We start from the raw sequence: 18,585 nt of genomic DNA, 5'->3' as shown, positions 1-18,585 counted from the left end.
GGTCAGGACAGCCACGCCTTCCAGACGGACTCGTGGCTGTCCACCCACTTCTTCGCGGCCTCCTCGGGCCGCATCTTCTGCTCGGCGATCATCAGGGAGACCTGGTTCTGGTCCTCCGTGGTCCACTTGAACTTCCTGAGGAACTCGGCCGCCTTGCCGCCGTCCTTCGCGAAGTCGGCGTTGAGGTACTTCTGCAACGGCGTGACGGGGTAGGCGCAGTCGACCTTCGCCGGGTCGGCGTCGCAGCCCTCCTCGTACGGCGGCAGCTTCACCTCGGTCATCGGGACCTTCTCCATCAGCCACTGCGGGGTGTACCAGTAGCTCAGGAAGGGCTTCTTCTCCTTGGCGAACTGCTGCATCTGGGTGATCTGGGCGGCCTCGGAACCGGCGAAGACGACCTGGTAGTCCAGGTCCAGGTTCTTCACCAGGGCCTTGTCATTGGTGACGTAGGACGGGGAGCCGTCCAGGAGCTGGCCCTTGCCGCCGCTCTCCGCGGTGCGCAGCAGGTCGGCGTACTTGTTGAGGTTCTTCCAGTTCGTGACGTCCGGGTGCTTCTTCGCGAAGTACGTCGGCACGAACCAGCCGATGTGCCCGGTGACGCCGAGGTCGCCGCCCGCGGCGATGGTCTTCTTGTCCTGGACGTAGCGCTGTTCCTGCTCGGGGTGGCCCCAGTCCTCCAGGATGGCGTCGACGCGGCCCTGGCTGAGCGCGTCCCAGGCTGGGACCTCGTCGACCTGGACGGTGTCGACGCGGTAGCCCAGCTCGTGCTCCAGCAGGTACTGGGCGACGGCCACGTTGGCCTGGGCGCCGACCCAGGACTGCACGGACAGGGTGACGGTTTTGGCGCCCTGGGCGTTGGCGAACGGGGACGCCTGCTTGGTCATGTCGGCGGCGCCGCAGCCGGTGGCCAGCACCAGCACGGCGGCGGCCACCGTGATCCGCTTGCGGGACATCTCAGGCTCCCTTCTTCGCGCGGCGTTCGGTGGGCTGGGTGACGCGGTCGAGCATCAGGCCGAGGCAGACGATCGCGGCGCCCGCCACCAGCCCGGTCGCCAGGTCGCCCTGGGCGAGACCGAAGACGACCTGGTAGCCGAGCGCGCCACCGCCGACCAGGCCGCCGATGATGACGACGGCGAGGACCAGGACGACGCCCTGGTTGACGGCGAGCAGCAGGGCCGGGCGGGCCAGCGGGAGCTGGACCTGGCGCAGTTGCTGGCCGCTGGTGGCGCCGAGCGAGCGGGCCGACTCCAGGGCGGCCGGGTCGACCTGGCGCAGGCCCTGAGCGGTGATGCGGACGACGGCGGGCAGGGCGTAGACGACCGCTGCCGCCACGGCGGGCGCGCGGCCCACGCCGAACAGGGCGACGACCGGGATCAGGTACACGAACTGCGGCATCGTCTGGAAGACGTCGAGGACGGGCCGCAGCAGGCGCTCGAAGCGGTCGCTGCGGGCGGCGGCGATGCCGGTGGCGAAGCCGACGACCAGGGTCACGGCGACGGCGGCGAGCACCTGCGAGAGCGTGTCCAGGGACGGGTCCCACACGCCGAGCACGCCGATCGCGGCCATCGCGAGGACGGCGGTGAGCGCGGTGCGCCAGGTGCCGATCAGCCAGGCCAGGGCGGCGACGATCAGGAGTACGGACCACCAGGGCAGCCACTGGAGGCCGTCGCGCAAGGGGTTGAGGACCCAGCTGGTGAAGTGCCCGGCCCAGTCGGCGGTGCCGCCGACGACGGGAACACCGGAGTACAGGTGGGCGGTCATCCAGTCGACGGCCCGGTTGACGGGCTCGGCGATGTCCACCTCCCACCCGTCGGGCCAGTCGAGGAAGCCGGCCAGGCGCCCGGCGAGCGCGACGGCCGCGGCGACGACCAGGGCGTACAGCCAGGTCACCGGGGACCTCCCGGACTCGCCGAGCCGCTCCCCCGCCGCGCCGGTCACGCGGTCCAGGACGACGGCGAGCAGCACGATCGGGATGCCGGCCGCGAGAGCCGCGCCGACGTCGACGGAGGCGAGCGCCTGGTAGACGCGATCGCCGAGGCCGCCGGCGCCGATGACGGAGGCGATGACGGCCATGGACAGCGCCATCATGATCGTCTGGTTGACGCCGAGGAGGAGTTCCTTGCGGGCCAGCGGGATGCGGGCGGTCAGCAGGCGCTGGCGGGCGGTGGTGCCGAGGGACTCGACGGCCTCCAGGACCTCCTTGTCCGCGCCGCGCAGGCCCAGCGAGGTGAGCCGGGCCATGGGCGGGGCGGCGTAGACGACGGTGGCCAGGACGGCAGCGGGGACGCCGATGCCGAAGACCAGGACGACGGGGAGGAGGTAGGCGAAGGCGGGCAGCACCTGCATGGTGTCGAGCACCGGACGCAGGACGCGGTCCATCCGGTCGGAGAGGCCCGCGGCGAGGCCCAGCAGGGCGCCGACGACGACGGAGGCGAGGACGGCCACGACCATCAGGGCGAGCGTCTGCATCGTCGGCACCCACATGCCGAGCAGGCCGCAGGCCAGGAACGCGGCGGCGGTGCCGAGGGCCAGCCGCACGCCGGCCACGCGCCAGGCGACCAGGGCGCCGATCGCGCTGACCCCGGCCCAGCCGACGGCGAGGAGGGCGAGGTACACGGCGCGTACGGCGATGACGACGACGTTGCTGACGTGGCCGAAGAAGTAGAGGAACAGGGGGTGGCTGTCGCGGTTGTCGATGATCCAGTCGCTGGCCTTGCCGAGGGGTTCGGAGACGTCGACGGTCAGCGCGCTCGGCCAGGTGGCGCCGCCCCACTGGGTGACGGCCAGGGGGACGAGGACGGCGGCCAGGGCGGCCAGGGCGAGGAGCTTGCGGGTCGCAGGGTGGGTGAGTATGCCCGGCGGGGCGGCCTTCTGCGAGGTCGGTGCGGTGATCGTTGCCATTACGCCGGCTCCTCGGTGGTGGGCTCGGCGGGGGTCGTCGGCTTGCGGCGCTGGGCCGGTGCCTCCCCCACGCTCGGCTTCGCTCGCGCGGGGGGACCCCCATCGCCCACCCGTGCCGCCCCAGCGGCACGACTGCCCGCAGCTGCGGCGGCTGCGGCACCGTCTGCTGCGGCGGGCGCGTCGGCTGTGCCCGCTACCACCGACAGGAGGTCGGATGCGTCGACCACGCCCAGGCAGCGGCCCTCGTCCATGACGCGGGCTGCCGAGCCTGCCCTTGCCACCGCCTCGATGGCCTCCGAGACCGTGGCCTCGGGGCGGATCGCCGGGCCCGTGCCCGCCTCGTCGGCGGAGGTCGCGGGGCGCATCGCCGTGCGGACGGTGAGGACCTGTTCGCGCGGGACGTCGCGGACGAACTCGCGCACGTAGTCGTCGGCGGGCGAGCCGACGATCTCCTCCGGGGTGCCGAGCTGCACCACGCGGCCGTCGCGCATCAGGGCGATGCGGTCGCCGAGCTTGAGCGCCTCCTGCAGGTCGTGGGTGATGAAGACCATCGTGCGGCCCTCCTCGCGGTGCAGCCGGACGACCTCCTCCTGCATGTCCCGCCGGATCAGCGGGTCCAGCGCGCTGAACGGCTCGTCGAAGAGCAGCACCTCGGGGTCGACGGCGAGGGCGCGGGCGAGGCCGACGCGCTGGCGCTGGCCGCCGGAGAGCTGGCCGGGGCGGCGCTGCTCCAGGCCCTCAAGGCCGACCTTGGCGACGATCGCGGCGGCGCGCTCGCGGCGCTCGGCGCGGCCCAGGCCCTGGACCTCCAGGCCGTAGGCGACGTTGTCCAGGACCGTGCGGTGCGGGAGCAGGCCGAAGTGCTGGAAGACCATGGCGGCACGGTGGCGGCGCAGTTCACGCAGCCGGGACTTGTCCATGGCGCGGACGTCCTCGCCGTCGATGGCGATGGATCCGGCCGTGGGCTCGATGAGGCGGGTCAGGCAGCGTACGAGGGTGGACTTGCCGGAGCCGGACAGGCCCATGACGACGAAGACCTCGCCCTTGCGCACGTCGAAGGAGACGTCCGCGACGGCGGCGGTGCAGCCGGTGCGCGAGCGCAGCTCGGCCGGGCTGAGTGCGGTGAGGTCCGGGTCGGCGGGGACGCGGGCGGCCTTGGGGCCGAAGACCTTCCACAGGCCGTCGACGGAGAAGACCGGGGGTCGCTCGGACACGGTGTCGGTGGCGGCCGCGGTGGTGGTGTTCTTGGGGGTCGTACTCATCGGGCGTCACCGCCGATCAGCTCGACGGCGCGCTCGCCGACCATGAGGACGCCGATCATCGGGTTGACGGCGGGCATGGTCGGGAAGACGGAGGCGTCGGCGATGCGGATGCCCTGCAGGCCGCGGATGCGCAGCTCGGGGTCGACGACGGCGCTCTCGTCGGTGGCGGCACCCATCCTGCAGGTGCCCGCCGGGTGGTAGACGGTGTGGGCGACCTTGCGGGCGTACTCGCTCAGCTCCTCGTCGCCGGTGACGTCCGGGCCGGGGCAGACCTCGCGCTTGAGCCAGCCGGCCAGCGGCTGGGACTGGGCGATCTCGCGGGCGATCCTGATGCCGTCGACGAGGGTGCGGCCGTCGTAGTCGTCCTCGTCGGTGAAGTAGCGGAAGTCCAGGGCGGGCTTGACGGACGGGTCGGCGCTGGTCAGGTAGAGGCGGCCGCGGGACCTCGGCTTGGGGATGTTCGGGGTCATGGAGACGCCGAACTCGGGGCGCTCGTAGCCGAGGCGCTCCGGGTTGTCCGTGAACGGGATCTGGTAGAAGTGGAACATCAGGTCGGGGCCCGCGTGTTCGGGGTCGCGGCGCACGAACAGACCGGCGTCGGAGTCCATCGCGGAGTTGTCCGGGATGGGGCCGTTGGTCTCCCAGACGATCACCGACTCGGGGTGGTCGAGCAGGTTCTCGCCGACGCCGGGCAGGTCGAGCGCCACGGGTATGCCGAGGGCCTCCAGCTGCTCCTTCGGGCCGATGCCGGAGTGCAGCAGCAGGCGCGGGGAGTCGACGGCGCCGGCGCTGAGGACGACCTCGTTGCGGGCCTTGACCAGGATTTCCTCGCCGTCCTTGGTGCGGACGTGGACGCCCTCGGCGCGGGTGCCGTCGAGTTCGAGCCGGTACGCCCAGGTCTCCAGCATGAGCGTGAGGTTGGGGCGCTCGTCCATCACGGGGTGCAGGTAGGCCACCGACGCCGACGAGCGCTTGTTGTTCTCGGGGTGGTAGGCGAGGTCGAAGAAGCCGACGCCCTCGGTGAACGGCTTCTTGTTGAAGCCCTCGACGCGGGGGACCTGAAGCGTCTGCTGCGCGGAGTCGACGAAGTCGCGGGCGATGGCGTTGCGGTCCTTCTCGTCGACCGGGACGATGTTGTTCTTCAGCCGGGCGAAGTACGCCTCCATCTGCACCGCGCCCCAGCCCTTGGCGCCGGCCGCCTCCCACTCGTCCCAGTCGGACGGCAGCGGCTTGAAGGCGATGAGGGTGTTGTGCGAGGAGCAGCCGCCGAGGACCCGGGCGCGGCTGTGCCGGATGTGCGAATTGCCGCGCGGCTGCTCGGTGGTGGGGTAGTCGTAGTCCAGTTCGCCGCCGAGCAGGCCCATCCAGCGGCGCAGGGTCAGCACGTCGTCGCGGCCGACGTCACTGGGGCCGCCCTCGATGACGGCGACGGTGACGTCCGGGTTCTCGGTGAGGCGGGAGGCGATCACCGAGCCTGCCGTGCCGCCGCCGATGACGACGTAGTCGTAGACCTGGGTGGTTTCGGGCATGGGGGTACTCCAGAGGGGGGTGGGGACGGGGTGCGACGGGAGTGCGGGAGAACGGGTGAGGGAGGGTCAGCCGGCGAACCAGCGAACGGGCTTCGGCGCGAGGTTCTGGTAGACGTGCTTGCTCTCTCGGTACTCGGCCAGGCCCGCGGGGCCGAGTTCGCGGCCGACGCCGCTCTTGCCGAAGCCGCCCCACTCCGCCTGCGGCAGGTAGGGGTGGAAGTCGTTGATCCACACGGTGCCGTGCCGCAGCCGGCCCGCGACCCGGCGGGCCCGGCCGGCGTCGGCGGTCCAGACGGCACCGGCCAGACCGTACTCGGTGTCGTTCGCGAGGGCTACGGCTTCGTCCTCGGTACGGAAGGTCTCGACGGTGAGGACCGGTCCGAAGACCTCCTCCCGTACGACCCGCATCTCGCGGTGGCAGTGGTCGAGGACGGTCGGCTCGTAGAAGTAGCCGGACTCGGGCCGCTGGGGCGACGGCTCGGGGCGCTTGCCGCCACAGCGCAGTTCGGCACCCTCGGCGAGGGCGGAGGCGACGTAGTCCTCGGTCTTGGCGCGCTGCTGGGCGGAGACGAGCGGGCCGCACTCGACGCCGTCCTCGGTGCCGCGGCCGAGGCGGATCTTCTGGGCGCGGCGGGCGAGTTCGGCGACGAAGCGTTCGCGCACGGACTCCTCGACGATGAGCCGGCCGCCCGCGGAGCAGACCTGGCCGCTGTGGATGAAGGCGGCGTTGAGTGCCTGGTCGACGGCGGTGTCGAAGCCCTCCTCGGTCTCGCAGGCGTCGGCGAAGACCACGTTGGGGTTCTTGCCGCCGAGTTCGAGGGCGACCTTCTTGACGGTGACGGCGGCGGCCTGGGCGACCTTGGTGCCGCTGGTCAGGCCGCCGGTGAAGGAGACCAGGTCGACGTCCGGGTGCTCGGCGAGCCGGGCGCCGACGGTGTGTCCCGGGCCGGTGACGATGTTCGCGACGCCGGTGGGGAGGCCGGCCTCGACGAGCAGGTCGATCAGGGCGATCGTGGTGAGCGGGGTGATCTCGCTTGGCTTGATCACGAAGGTGTTGCCGGCGGCGAGCGCCGGGGCGACCTTCCAGCTGGCCTGGAGAAGCGGGTAGTTCCAGGGCGTGATCATCGCGCAGACGCCGACCGGCTCGTGCACGACGACGCTGTGGACCTCGGGCGAGCCCGCGTCGACGACCCGGCCGGGGGCCTCGCCGGCGACCAGGTCCGCGAAGTAGCGGAAGGCGTCGGCGACGCAGTCGATGTCGACGCGCCCCTCCTCGACGGTCTTGCCCGCGTCGCGGCTCTCCAGCAGACCGAGTTCCTCGCGGTCGCGCACCAGGAGCTCGGCGACCCGGCGGAGCAGGGCGGCGCGTCCGGCGACCGGGGTGTGCGGCCACTCGCCCGCGTCGAAGGCGCGCCGGGCGGCGGCCACCGCGAGGTCGGTGTCCTTCTCGTCGCCCTCCGCGACCACGGTGAACGGCAGGGCGTCCGCGGGATCGAGGATCTCGCGGGTGGCGCCGGAGGACGCCGCGAGCCACTCGCCGCCCGCGTGGATGGTCCGGTGGGCCCGCTCGGTCCGGGTTTCCGTTCTGTTCGCCATGGTGGGATGTGCCTTCCGTTCCTGGTCAACGCCCCTGCGTCACACGCATGTCACTCTCGGGGACCGTGAGCCCCTGCCCCACTGCCCGGCATGCATGCCGATTCGGTCGTCGAAAGTGCGGCGCATCACTGAGAAAAGGGATGAGAGGGGCAAAACGGCCGGAGGGAAGGGGGTTTTCTTTGACCGAGGTCAAGCAATAGGCTCGACATATGGAGTCGGTACGGGAGGACGTCACCGCCTTGCGGCGCTTCAACCGCTACTTCACGCGCCGCATCGGCGCCCTGGACGACCGCTACCTCGGTCAGGACCGGCCGCTCGGCGAGGCCCGGCTGCTCTTCGAGATCGCCGAGACCGCCGAGCGCGGCCCCGAGGTGCCGCTGCGCGATCTGCGCACCCGCCTGGGACTGGACGCCGGATACCTGAGCCGGATGGTGAAGGCCCTGGAGGCACAGGGCATGGTCCGGCTGGGCACCCACCCGGACGACAGCCGGATGCGCACGGTCGAGCCGACCGACGCCGGGCGGGCCGAGGTGGCGGAGCAGAACCGCCGGGCCGACGTGCTGGTCTCCGGGCTGCTCCGGGGGCTGGCCCCGGACCAGCGTCTGCGGCTGACCGACGCGGTGGCCACCGCCCAGCGCCTGCTGCGGCTGGCCGCCGTCACGGTGGTACCGGTCGACGCCCGCACCGCGGACGCCCGCGCCTGTCTGGACGCCTACGCCGCCGACCTGGACGCGCGCTTCCCCGAGGGCTTCGACCCGGCCGACCTCGTGGGGCCCGGGGAGGTGTCGGGGGACGCCGGGGCGTTCCTCGTCGCGTACGAGGAGGGGCGGCCGGTGGGCTGCGGCGCGCTGAGGCGCACGGAGCCCGGGGTCGGCGAGATCAAGCACGTGTGGGTGCACGCCGACGCCCGGCGGCTCGGGCTGGCCCGGCGCCTGCTCGACGCGCTGGAGGCCGAGGCCGCCGCCCGGGGCCTGGCCGTCGTACGGCTCGACACGCACCCCGCGCTCACCGAGGCGCGGACGATGTACGAGCGGGCCGGTTACACCGAGATCCCGGCGTACTCCGACCACGTCTACGCCGGGCACTGGTTCGAGAAGCGGCTGCCGGGAGTCTGACCTCGACGCGGCCGTCGGGAGCCCGGGAACGGGCACGGGCCCCGTACCCGCCGGAGCGGGAACGGGGCCCGTGCGGGCGTCGGGGCGGGCTCAGATGAGGCCGAGACCGCGGACCGCCTCGCGCTCCTCCGACAGCTCCTTGACGGAGGCGTCGATGCGGGCGCGGGAGAAGTCGTTGATGTCCAGGCCCTGGACGATCTCGTACGAGCCGTCCTTCGTGGTGACCGGGAAGGAGGAGATGATGCCCTCCGGGACGCCGTAGGAGCCGTCCGACGGGATGCCCATCGAGGTCCAGTCGCCCTCGGCGGTGCCGTTCACCCAGGTGTACACGTGGTCAATGGCGGCGTTGGCGGCGGAGGCGGCCGAGGAGGCGCCGCGGGCCTCGATGATGGCGGCGCCGCGCTTGGCGACGGTCGGGATGAACTCGTCGGCCAGCCACTTCTCGTCGTTGACGACCTCGGCGGCGTTCTTGCCGGCGACGGTGGCGTGGAAGATGTCCGGGTACTGGGTGGCGGAGTGGTTGCCCCAGATGGTCAGGCGCTTGATGTCGGCGACCGTCGAGCCCGTCTTCTTCGCGAGCTGGGTCAGCGCGCGGTTGTGGTCCAGGCGGGTCATCGCGGTGAAGCGCTCGGCCGGTACGTCCGGAGCGGCGGCCTGGGCGATCAGGGCGTTGGTGTTGGCCGGGTTGCCGACGACGAGGACCTTGATGTCGTCCGCGGCGTGGTCGTTGATGGCCTTGCCCTGCGGCTTGAAGATGCCGCCGTTGGCCTCCAGGAGGTCACCGCGCTCCATGCCCTTGGTACGCGGGCGGGCGCCGACGAGGAGGGCGACGTTGGCGCCGTCGAAGGCGACGTTCGGGTCGTCGGTGATCTCGATGCCCTGGAGGAGCGGGAACGCGCAGTCGTCCAGCTCCATCGCGGTGCCCTCGGCGGCCTTGAGCGCCGGAGTGATCTCCAGGAGGCGCAGCTTGACCGGCACGTCCGCGCCGAGCAGCTGGCCGGAGGCGATGCGGAAGAGCAGGGCGTAACCGATCTGGCCGGCCGCGCCGGTGACGGTGACGTTCACGGGAGTGCGAGTCATGGCGTTCTCCGTATGACAGCTGGCGGTGGGGCGTCCCGGCCCCGGGCGTTTGATCGATCTCTTGGTATCAAGAGATCGATCCAGCCGTCAGGCTATCGCGCCCGTGGTGCCCGGCACGTCCGGGTCGGTGTGGCCCGGCCCACAAGGCCGCCGCCGGGTCACCCGTGCGCGCGGGACGGGGAGGCGCGACCGCACGATTGACACGAGAAAAGAGGCGGCCGCCTGTCCGGGAGAGGGGGGACGAAGGCGACCGCCGTTCGGGGATACCGTTGCCGGACTCCCGTGGGGGTACTTCTCGCGTGCCCGTGACACCGCGGAGCATGCCTGCCGCGGGCGAACTTTCTTCGTCGGCCCGCCCGCTCCCACGCGCGACCGCGCCTACTTGGTGCAGCCCTGCTGCCCCGAGGCCAGCGTCGCGCACGCGGTGGCGTCCGCCGCGGAGTCCACGGCGACCATCATGGTGTACGCGACGGTGGCGCCCGCGTTACCGACCGTCGCCCGCTGCTCGTTCGCGCCGCCGGCGTTCACCTGGACCTCGTCGCCCTGGGCGGCCTGGGTGACACGGGCCCACGCGGCGCCGCAGACCTTGCTGTACCGGACCTCGACGGCGGCCGTGCCGACGACGGCGGTCGCGCCGGTGGTCACCAGGTCGCCGCCGCAGCCCATGACCTCGGGGTCCTTGCCGGTGCAGGCGTCGCCGCTGCACTTCACGCCCGGCGGCAGCTTCGGCTTGCTGCTCACGGTGGGCGACGGGGAGGGTTTGGTGCCCTCGTTCTTCTTGTCCCCGCCGTCCTTCAGGAGGAAGAAGGCGCCCGCGATCACGACGAGGACGCCGACGACACCGGCGACGAGGGTGGCCGTCCGCTTGTTGCCCCCGCGCGGGGGCCGGCCGGACGAACGGGGGCCGCCGTGCGGGGACTCGCCGTGCGGCGGCCCACCGTGCGGAGGCTCCCCGTACGCGCCCGACTCGCCGTACGCGCCGGAAGCCCCGTACGTGCCGGAAGTGCCGTAGGTGCCCGAAGGGCCGGTGCCGGGGCGGGGGCCGTTCGGTGCGGCGGGTGCGGTCGGCCTCGCGGCCTCGCCGGCGCCGGTCCGGGGTCCGGGACGGGACGCGCGGTCGCCGGTCGGCGCGGGGCCCCGGTATCCGGCGAGGCCCCAGGAGTTGCCGTCGGTCGCTCCGCCGGAGGACGGCGTGGCGGCGGTGCCGGGTCCGCCGCCGTCCCGGGGTGCGCCGAGCGCCGAGTCGGGGCTGTCGGCGGCCGTCGGCTGGGCCGGGACCGTCGGTGACACACCCGCCGGTCCGGCGACCCCCGCGGCCGCACCGCCGCCGTGCCGGCCGGTCCGGCTCCCCTTGCCGTTCCTGCCGCCGCCGCCCGGCTTGGATCCGGAGCCGCCCGACTTGGCCGCGGGCGTGCCCAGTTCGCCGAGCGCGGCGCGGGCCTGGGAGATCCGGATGGCCTCCATGGTCATGTCGTGGCGCATCTCCGAGCGGCTCCAGGCGCGCTCGGCCAGCTCCCACATGGTGGTCAGGTGGACCGGGTTGGTCCGCGTCACCTCGGCCAGGGCCACGATGGCACCCTTCGGCGCCAGCAGCCGGCCGTTCAGATAGCGCTCCCAGGACGTCTTGCTGTAGCCCGTGGCGTCGGCCACCGACGCGACACTCAGCTCGCTGCGGTCCACGAGCCGGCGCAGCTGGCTGGTGAACTCCCTGATCTGCGGATCGAGTTCATCCGGCAAGGCCTTCCAACGAGGCACTGCTTCCCCCTCTTCCCCCGGTGACGTGCTGGTCGTTCCCCCGCTGGTGCCCGCGCGCGGCGTCCCCCCGCGCGGTACCTGGTTCTGGCTACCCACAGGGATGCGCCCGGTCAGGATCCCAGTTCCCGGGGTGGGGGCGCACAGGAGCACAGAGGCCGCGAACGTGCACCGTCGCACGCCCACCGACCCGTGGTCCAGTGTCCCATCGGCGTTCCCGTGACCGGAACGGAACCCCCGAGAAGGACTCACGTAGCGGAGTAGCGGAACGGTCACTTCCGTGCCACAGCGCCCTGCCAGGCGTTGAACAGGGCGTTCGCCGTGCAGGAGGCTTGGTGTCGACGGCGGCCCGTCCTCCTACGGGGGTGAGGACGGGCCGTCGTACGCGCCGCGTCAGCTGACCGTGAAGTGCAGCGTGTCCTTGAGGAACGGGATCTCCAGCACCGGGTTCGGCTGGGCCATCAGCGCCAGCAGGGCGATGGAGAGCCCGAAGACGCCGTAGGTGGCGATGTCCGTGAAGCGCGAGCGCACGGCGAGCATGCCGACGCGGGGCATCGTCCAGCGGAGCACGGCGCCGAGCAGCAAGGCGGCGCCGACCAGGACCAGCCCCCAGCGGAACACGCCGAGCGAGGTCAGCAGCAGGCCGAGTGCGACCAGCAGCACCACCGTGAGCACCGGCCACTGCCGGGCGGGCGCCGGGGCGTCGCCGGCCGCCGCCCGGCCGCCGCCCTCGGGACGGGCGGTGTCGCGGGTGAAGAGCGGGAACCGGCGCGTGGTGCGCCGCGGCCGTCCCTTGGCGTCGGGGGCGCTGACGGGATCGCGGACGGTGATGCCGTCCGGGTCGTCGGAGACCCGTGCGGCGTGTGCGTCTCGCGGGGCCGGGTCCTGCGCGGCCCGCGCGTCGCCCGGGCGCTCGGCGTTGGTGTCCTCAGCCGGCACTGCGCTCCGCCGCCTCCACCACGTTGACGAGCAGCTGGGCCCGGGTCATGGGGCCGACGCCGCCGGGGTTCGGGGAGATCCAGGCGGCCACCTCGGCCACGCCGGGGTGCACATCGCCCATGATCTTGCCCTCGGCGTTGCGGGAGACGCCGACGTCGAGGACGGCCGCGCCCGGCTTGACGTCCTCGGGGCGGACCAGGTGCGGGGAACCGGCCGCGGCGATGACGATGTCCGCGCGCTTGAGGTGGGCGGCCAGGTCCCGGGTGCCGGTGTGGCACTGGGTCACCGTGGCGTTCTCGCTGCGCCGGGTGAGCAGCAGCGGCATCGGGCGGCCGATGGTGACACCGCGGCCGACGACCACGACCTCGGCGCCCTTGATCTCGACGCCGTAGCGGCGCAGGAGGGTGAGGATGCCGTTGGGGGTGCAGGGCAGCGGCGCCGGCTCGTTCAGGACGAGGCGGCCCAGGTTCATCGGGTGCAGGCCGTCCGCGTCCTTGTCCGGGTCCATCAGTTCGAGGATGCGGTTCTCGTCGATGCCGCGGGGCAGCGGGAGCTGGACGATGTAGCCGGTGCAGGCCGGGTCCTCGTTCAGCTCGCGGACGACCGCCTCGATCTCCTCCTGCGTCGCCGTGGCCGGCAGTTCGCGCTGGATGGAGGCGATGCCGACCTGGGCGCAGTCGCGGTGCTTGCCGGCGACGTACTTCTGGCTGCCGGGATCGTCGCCGACCAGGACGGTGCCGAGGCCGGGTGTGACACCCCTCTCCTTCAGCGCCGCCACGCGGGCGGTCAGTTCGGACTTGATCGCGGCTGCGGTGGCCTTGCCATCGAGAATCTGGGCGGTCATGCCCCCATCCTCGCGGATGACCGGCCCCCGGTTCCAATCAGGTCACCATGCGGGCACCGCTCGGGCCGGCAGGCGGGCACCGCGCGGGAACCTTCGGGACGTCGTGGGACAGGTCCCGCCCTATCCGCTCATGATCAATGTTGTTGCACTTGCACAACGCCTTGTGAACGGGCTGGACAAGTAAGAGTTCGGTCAAGAACGATTGGGCTGCACAGTGCCGCGGGGCCGTACCGGGGGGACGAACCGCTCCAGAAGAATCTCCTCCGAGTCGAGCCGCGCGTCGTCCCCGCACTTGACAGCGACGGAGGAAGACCCGCCATGAGTTTCGGCGATCCGAACAACCCCTACGGCCCGCCGCAGGGCGGCCAGCAGCCGAACTACGGCTACCCGCAGCAGCAGCCCCAGGGCCAGCCCGGCTACGGCTACCCCCAGGCTCCCCCGGTGTCGCCGGGCTACGGCTACCCGGCCGCCCCGACCTCGATGCCCGGCACTGTCAGCGCGGCCCGCGTCATGCTGTGGGTCATCTTCGGTCTCCAGCTCGTCGGCGTGGCCCTGTTCGCCATCAGCGCCGCGAGCGTGGACGCCGCGAAGAACGACGAGCAGCTGAAGGACGACGCCGCCTTCCAGCAGCTGGCCGACTACTCGTCCGGCATGCTGTGGGGTCTCGTGGCGTTCGCACTGGTGTGGGGTGTGATCGCGCTCGTCATGGCGATCAAGGTCGGCAGCGGCGGCAACGGCGTCCGGATAACGACCATGATCTTCGCCATCATCACCGCGATCCTCGGCCTGTACCCGTTCATCCTCGTGGGCCTGGTCCACACGGTGCTCGCCGTCCTGGTCGCCGTCTTCGTCGGGAACTCGAACGGCTCGGCCTGGTACAAGCGTCCCCGCTACTGAGGACCCGGGCGCCGGGTACCCGCGCGACTGAACAGTTCGCGCCAATCACCACGCAGGGCCGTGTCTCACCCGTACGAGGGGGGCACGGCCCTGGTGCGTCGCCCTAGTCTGGCGTGGGTAGCCGTCAGGCACGGGGAGACGCACCTTGTACAGCATCATCGTGGTACCTCCGCCGACCACGGAGGACGAACCCGCCCGCACCCAGTACCGGCTCGCACCCGGCGAACGACTCGTCTTCGGACGGTCCGTGCCCGAGGACGGGCTGCGGATCGGGCACGACGGGGTGTCCCGCAGAGCGGGTGAGATCGCGGCGCACGGCACCTTCTGGACCCTGAGCAACCTCTGCGCCCACCAGACCTACGTGGTGGAGAACCCGGAGGGCGCGGGCGAGCACATCAAGGTGGCGCCGGGGCGCCTGGACGCACCGGTGCCGTTCGAGTTCTCGCGGATCGTGCTGCCCGCCGCCGGTGACCTGCTCCCGGTCGAGGTGTGGGCGCCGCGCCACGACTATCTGCGCGGCGAGGACGGCACCGACGGCGAACCGACCGCCCCGGCCTTCTCCGTGGACCGCACCAAGCGGTACTTCGCGGTGCTGGCCGCGCTGTGCGAGCCGAGGCTGCGCGGGGCGCCGCACGCACCACTGCCGACCATGGACCAGGTCGTCGAGCGGCTCCGCCCGTCCTGGCCGGCCGCCTCGCGTACGTCGGTGCAGTGGAACATCGACTACCTCGCCGTGAAGCTGCGGCTGAAGCCGGGCCCGGAGACCGCCGAGCCGGGTCCGCGGCTGAACGGCAAGAAGGAGTCGCTGGTCTCGCTGGCGCTCCGCTTCGACCTGGTCCGCGAGGACGACCTGGTGGTCCTGGCGGCACCGTCCGGTCGGGCCCTGCGATGACCGAGCCGTACGCCGTCCCGGTGCCCAGGGGGTACCGGGTGGGCGCCTGGGAGGTGCGCGAGCCGCTCGCGACCGGCGCCTTCGGCAGCGTGTACGCGGCGCGGCACACCGGCGGCACGCAGGACACCGTAGGCGTGGGTGGCGGCGGGGGGCTGCCGGACACCGTCGCGCTGAAGTTCCTGCCCACCGGCACCGGCACCCCGCGGCAGTTGTCCCATCTGCGGGACCTGGTCGAGCGCGAGGTCGAGTTGCTGCGCCGGCTGCGGCGGCCCCGGCTGATCCGGATGTACGAGACCCTCACCGTCGACGACCCCGGCCACCCCCGGCTCGACGGCGCCACCGTCCTCGTCCTGGAGCGGGCCGAGGGCTCGCTGGCCGCCCTGCTGGCCGCCGAGCCCCGCCCGCCGGCCGGGCCCGCGCTGCTCGCGCAGGTCTGCGAGGGCCTGCAGCAACTGCACCGGGCGGGCTGGGTGCACGGCGACCTGAAACCGGCCAACGTGCTGCTGATGGCGGACGGTTCGGTGCGGCTCGCCGACTTCAACATGGCCGCGGAGCTGGAGGGCACCCACGCGTACACGCCCGCCTTCGCCACCCCCGACTACACCCCACCCGAGCTGCTGTGGTCCGAGATCGGCGAACGGGGCCGCCGGATCCGTCCCTCCGCCGACGTGTGGGCCTTCGGCGTCCTGGCCCACCTGGTGCTCACGGGTTCCTTCCCGTTGCCCGGCGGCACCGCGACGGCCCGCCGCGACGCGGCCGTCGCCTACGCCCGCGGCACCCACGAGCTGCGCCTGTCCCCCGAACTGCCCGCGCCGTGGCGGGAGATCGTGCGGGCGTGCCTGACCCGTACGCACGCCGACCGGATCGGCACCGACGCGCTGCTGCGCCGGGTGACAGGCGCGACGGGGGCCACGAGTGGCACGGCGAGGCTCTCGCTCCGGCTGCCCCGCGCACGCCGCCGGCGCGGGGTCCCGGCCGCCGCGGCCGCGGCGCTCGTCACCCTCGCCGCACTCGGATACGGCATCGCCCGCTGGGTTGACGACGGCCGGGACCCCGGCGCCGGCCCGCGCCCCGGCGGCACCGCGAGCGTGGCCGCCGCCTCCTACGGCGCGGCCGAACTGCGCACCGACCGGGACGTACCGCCCGCCTACCGCCTGCTGATCGTGGAGACGGCGCACGACTGCGGTCACGAGGAGGTCAGCCCAGCCCTGATCGCGGCCATGCTGAAGGTCGAGAGCGACTTCGACCCGGACCTGGCCGACCCGGCCAAGGACGAGTACGGCATCGCCCGCTGGACGCCGAGCGTGCTGCGCTGGTGGATGAACGAGGACGGGACACCGGGTGAGACCGTGCCCCAGCCGCCGTTCCCGCCCGCCGAGTCCATTCCGGCGATGGGCCGTTACCTGTGCTGGATCACGCCCCGCCTCGACGCCGGCCTGCGGGGCGACCGCGGCGTGCTGGTCGCCGTCGCGTACCGGACGTCGTACCGGAAGGTGAACGACGCGGGCGGTGTTCCCCCGAAGTACCGCGACTACGCCGACCGCGTCGCTCACCACCTCAAGGAGTACACGCCTTCCGGCGGGAAGTGACCCTGGGAAGTTCCAGGTACCGCTCCGCGCCGGGGGCGTGCCGTCAGGTGTACCGCTCCGCCACCGTGACGGCGGAGAAGCTCCAGGACGACCCGGTGGACGCCCAGCCTCCGGTGTACCCGCCGAAGGTTCCGTCGCTCAGGGCGGGGATGGTCCACATCCGCACGGTGCCGTTGCCGTACCCGTGCATGAAGCCCAGGTCGTCCCGGCCGTCGCCGTCGAAGTCACCGGCGGCGATCTTCATGGCGGTGCGGGTGAGTTTGCCGGCCGCGAACCGCACGGACTCCTTGTGGGTGCCGAGAACGCCCTCGGCGTCGGACAGCCAGGTGTGCGCTCCGTCCGTGCCGTCGCTGTAGTCGTACCAGGTGGCGAGGTCGTCGCGGCCGTCTCCGTCGAAGTCGCCGGAGTAGACGGAGGTCCGGGCGCGGGAGCCCCAGGTCGCGCCCTCCCAGCCCTTGACCCCGGAGGCGAAGCCGCCCGACGGAGTGGAGAGGTAGGTGTACGTGCGGGCGAGTCCGCTGTCGTAGTTGTAGAAGATGCCGATGTCGTCGCGGCCGTTGCCGTCGTAGTCGCCGGTGACCAGCTTGGCGGCGGCGGCCGTCCACTTGCCTTCCGCGAGGGTGAGGGACGCGGTGGGCGCGGTGAAGTGGCCGGTCTCGTCGGACCGGAAGGTGAAGAGCCGGTCGTGTCCGGCGGCGTAGTCGTACCAGGCGGCGATGTCGTCCCTGCCGTCGCCGTCGAAGTCGCCGCTGACGAGGGTGGACCGGGCGTAGGTCCAGTTGTCGTCCACGGACCGCCAGGAGCGGAAGGGCGTGCCGTACTCGCCGTCCCGCTCGGCGAGCCAGGTCCACATGCCCATGGTGCCGTCGGAGTAGTCGTAGGCGGCGGCGAGGTCGGACAGGCCGTCGCCGTTGTAGTCGCCGCGCAGCAGCTTCGCCCTGGACGCGGTCCAACTGCCTGCGGGGGCCTCCCAGGAGCGGACGGGTGCCTTGAAGGAGCCGTCCGTCCCGGTGGGGAAGCGGAAGGCGGCGTCCCGTCCGTCGGAGTAGTCGTACCAGGTGGTGACGTCGGAGCGGCCGTCGCCGTCGTGGTCGCCCCGCACGACCGTGTTGCTGGACCAGACGTTCTCGCCGGAGGCGGTCCGCACGACCATGTTGCCGCGGTCCTGGAGCAGCACCTGGCCGCCGGACGCGGAGGTCTTCGACTCCCACAGGACGGCGCCGTCGGGCGACTTCACCGAGAGGTTCCCGGCCTCGCTCAGGGAGGCGGTGGCACCCGCGTGCCCGGCGGTCCCGGAGGACCAGAGCGTCTTTCCGGCGTTGGACGACACGGTCAGGTCGCCGTCGGTGCCCATGGTGACCTTGGCGGCGTTCGACAGCAGTGAGTCGCCGGAGCGCAGCGTCTGCCCGGCGGTGAGGGTCGCGCCGCCCGGTGAGCCGTCGGCGCGGGCGGCGACGGCGCCGCGGCGGGTCTCCGTGCTGCCGAGGCATCCCCCTTGCCAGGAACGGGAGTTGACCGCGACGAGTGTGTACGTCCCGTCGTCGGCGCGGCGCAGGACCGGCCCGCCGGTGTCGCCCTTGCAGACGGCGTCGTCGTCGGTCTTGCCGGTCATGGCCAGGGTGTCGGCGGTGACCGCGTCCAGGGTGAAGTCGGCCTCGTTGAGGCGGTCGGGCACCCATGCGGTGCTGGTGCGGCCGTAGCCGAGGACGGTCAGCGTGTCGCCGGCGGCCGGGGCGCCGGCCGCGAGTTTCACCGGGGTGATGCCGGTCGCCGGTGAGGCGAGGCGGGCGAAGGCCAGGTCGCGGCCGGCCCGCGGCACGATCTGCGTGACCTCGGCGACGTGGCCGCCGGTGCCGGTCGGGTCGGTGCGGCCGATGGTGGCGACGGTCTTCAGCGCGGGCTTGCCGGCCGCCGGGCCGGTGCCGGACTGCGGGTCGGCGGCGAAGCACGAGGCGGCGGTGACCAGCCACTCGGCGGCGACGAGGGCGGCGGAGCAGGACCGCTTGCCGTCGCCGATGTCGAGGTGGGCGGCGAAGGAGTGGGTGCCGTCGGGGGTGGGGGTGCCGCCGGCCACGGCGTGCGCGGCGGGGACCGGCGCGGCCAGGACGGCGCAGGCGGCGAGCAGGGAGAGGCCGAGTCTGAGGCGGCCGGGGCGGCGCGGGGCGGTGAGCATGGAATCCCTCTCGGTG

Annotated in this window: 14 protein-coding genes; 4 read left to right on the top strand and 10 right to left on the bottom strand. The window is 72.7% G+C overall.

Translation table 11 applies throughout. From position 1 onward, the window contains the following. Positions 1-2 precede the first annotated feature (2 nt). The 5 genes from IE258_RS01850 to IE258_RS01830 form a co-directional block, all read right to left on the bottom strand. Positions 3-953, bottom strand: coding sequence for an ABC transporter substrate-binding protein (locus IE258_RS01850; RefSeq protein WP_189738007.1), 951 nt, complete (start codon positions 951-953; stop codon positions 3-5). A gap of 1 nt (position 954) precedes the next feature. Beyond that, positions 955-2,901 (bottom strand): ABC transporter permease, encoded by a 1,947-nt coding sequence (locus IE258_RS01845; RefSeq protein ID WP_189738004.1) that lies wholly within the window; start codon positions 2,899-2,901, stop codon positions 955-957. Further along, on the bottom strand, positions 2,901-4,163 hold the full coding sequence (locus tag IE258_RS01840; protein ID WP_189738001.1) for a quaternary amine ABC transporter ATP-binding protein: 1,263 nt from the start codon (positions 4,161-4,163) through the stop codon (positions 2,901-2,903). The genes IE258_RS01845 and IE258_RS01840 overlap by 1 nt, the downstream gene beginning before the upstream one ends. Then, positions 4,160-5,692: a GMC family oxidoreductase gene (locus tag IE258_RS01835; protein ID WP_189737998.1), complete on the bottom strand. Its 1,533-nt coding sequence runs from the start codon at positions 5,690-5,692 to the stop codon at positions 4,160-4,162. Before IE258_RS01835 ends, IE258_RS01840 begins: the two co-directional genes overlap by 4 nt. A gap of 66 nt (positions 5,693-5,758) precedes the next feature. Next, entirely contained in the window at positions 5,759-7,288 is a 1,530-nt protein-coding gene (locus IE258_RS01830; RefSeq protein ID WP_189737994.1) for an aldehyde dehydrogenase family protein, read from the bottom strand. 209 nt (positions 7,289-7,497) lie between these two features. Between IE258_RS01830 and IE258_RS01825 the strand changes: the two genes are divergently transcribed. Beyond that, positions 7,498-8,403 (top strand): MarR family winged helix-turn-helix transcriptional regulator, encoded by a 906-nt coding sequence (locus IE258_RS01825; RefSeq protein ID WP_189737991.1) that lies wholly within the window; start codon positions 7,498-7,500, stop codon positions 8,401-8,403. 90 nt (positions 8,404-8,493) lie between these two features. Here IE258_RS01825 and IE258_RS01820 read toward each other — a convergent pair whose 3' ends face one another. The 4 genes from IE258_RS01820 to IE258_RS01805 form a co-directional block, all read right to left on the bottom strand. After that, complete coding sequence (locus tag IE258_RS01820; RefSeq protein WP_189737988.1) at positions 8,494-9,483, bottom strand: malate dehydrogenase; 990 nt, start codon at positions 9,481-9,483, stop codon at positions 8,494-8,496. Between the two features lie 378 nt (positions 9,484-9,861). Further along, the gene (locus IE258_RS01815; protein ID WP_229891902.1) at positions 9,862-11,220 is read right to left on the bottom strand and encodes a helix-turn-helix domain-containing protein; all 1,359 of its coding nucleotides are present in this window, start codon (positions 11,218-11,220) and stop codon (positions 9,862-9,864) included. A 408-nt stretch (positions 11,221-11,628) separates the two neighbouring features. Continuing rightward, positions 11,629-12,174 (bottom strand): DUF3017 domain-containing protein, encoded by a 546-nt coding sequence (locus tag IE258_RS01810; protein ID WP_189737982.1) that lies wholly within the window; start codon positions 12,172-12,174, stop codon positions 11,629-11,631. Next, positions 12,164-13,018 (bottom strand): bifunctional methylenetetrahydrofolate dehydrogenase/methenyltetrahydrofolate cyclohydrolase, encoded by an 855-nt coding sequence (locus IE258_RS01805; protein WP_003974148.1) that lies wholly within the window; start codon positions 13,016-13,018, stop codon positions 12,164-12,166. Before IE258_RS01805 ends, IE258_RS01810 begins: the two co-directional genes overlap by 11 nt. 318 nt (positions 13,019-13,336) lie before the next feature. Here IE258_RS01805 and IE258_RS01800 point away from each other — a divergent pair, with 318 nt between their 5' ends. From IE258_RS01800 to IE258_RS01790, 3 genes are all read left to right on the top strand, one after another. Then, on the top strand, positions 13,337-13,915 hold the full coding sequence (locus IE258_RS01800) for a hypothetical protein (RefSeq protein ID WP_189737978.1): 579 nt from the start codon (positions 13,337-13,339) through the stop codon (positions 13,913-13,915). Positions 13,916-14,060: 145 nt separating this feature from the next. After that, positions 14,061-14,807 (top strand): FHA domain-containing protein, encoded by a 747-nt coding sequence (locus tag IE258_RS01795; protein WP_189737975.1) that lies wholly within the window; start codon positions 14,061-14,063, stop codon positions 14,805-14,807. Beyond that, a complete protein-coding gene (locus IE258_RS01790; RefSeq protein WP_189737972.1) occupies positions 14,804-16,396 on the top strand; it encodes a serine/threonine protein kinase in 1,593 nt (530 codons plus the stop codon). The genes IE258_RS01795 and IE258_RS01790 overlap by 4 nt, the downstream gene beginning before the upstream one ends. Before the next feature lie 43 nt (positions 16,397-16,439). Here the strand turns inward: IE258_RS01790 and IE258_RS01785 are convergent, their stop codons facing one another. Further along, entirely contained in the window at positions 16,440-18,569 is a 2,130-nt protein-coding gene (locus tag IE258_RS01785) for an FG-GAP-like repeat-containing protein (protein WP_189737969.1), read from the bottom strand. Between the last annotated feature and the right edge of the window lie 16 nt (positions 18,570-18,585).

Source organism: Streptomyces tendae, from assembly GCF_014650435.1.
GTDB classification, from domain to species: Bacteria; Actinomycetota; Actinomycetes; order Streptomycetales; family Streptomycetaceae; genus Streptomyces; species Streptomyces tendae.
The sequence above is the reverse complement of the archived record's forward strand: the minus strand, read 5'-3'. Positions and strand labels throughout refer to the sequence as shown.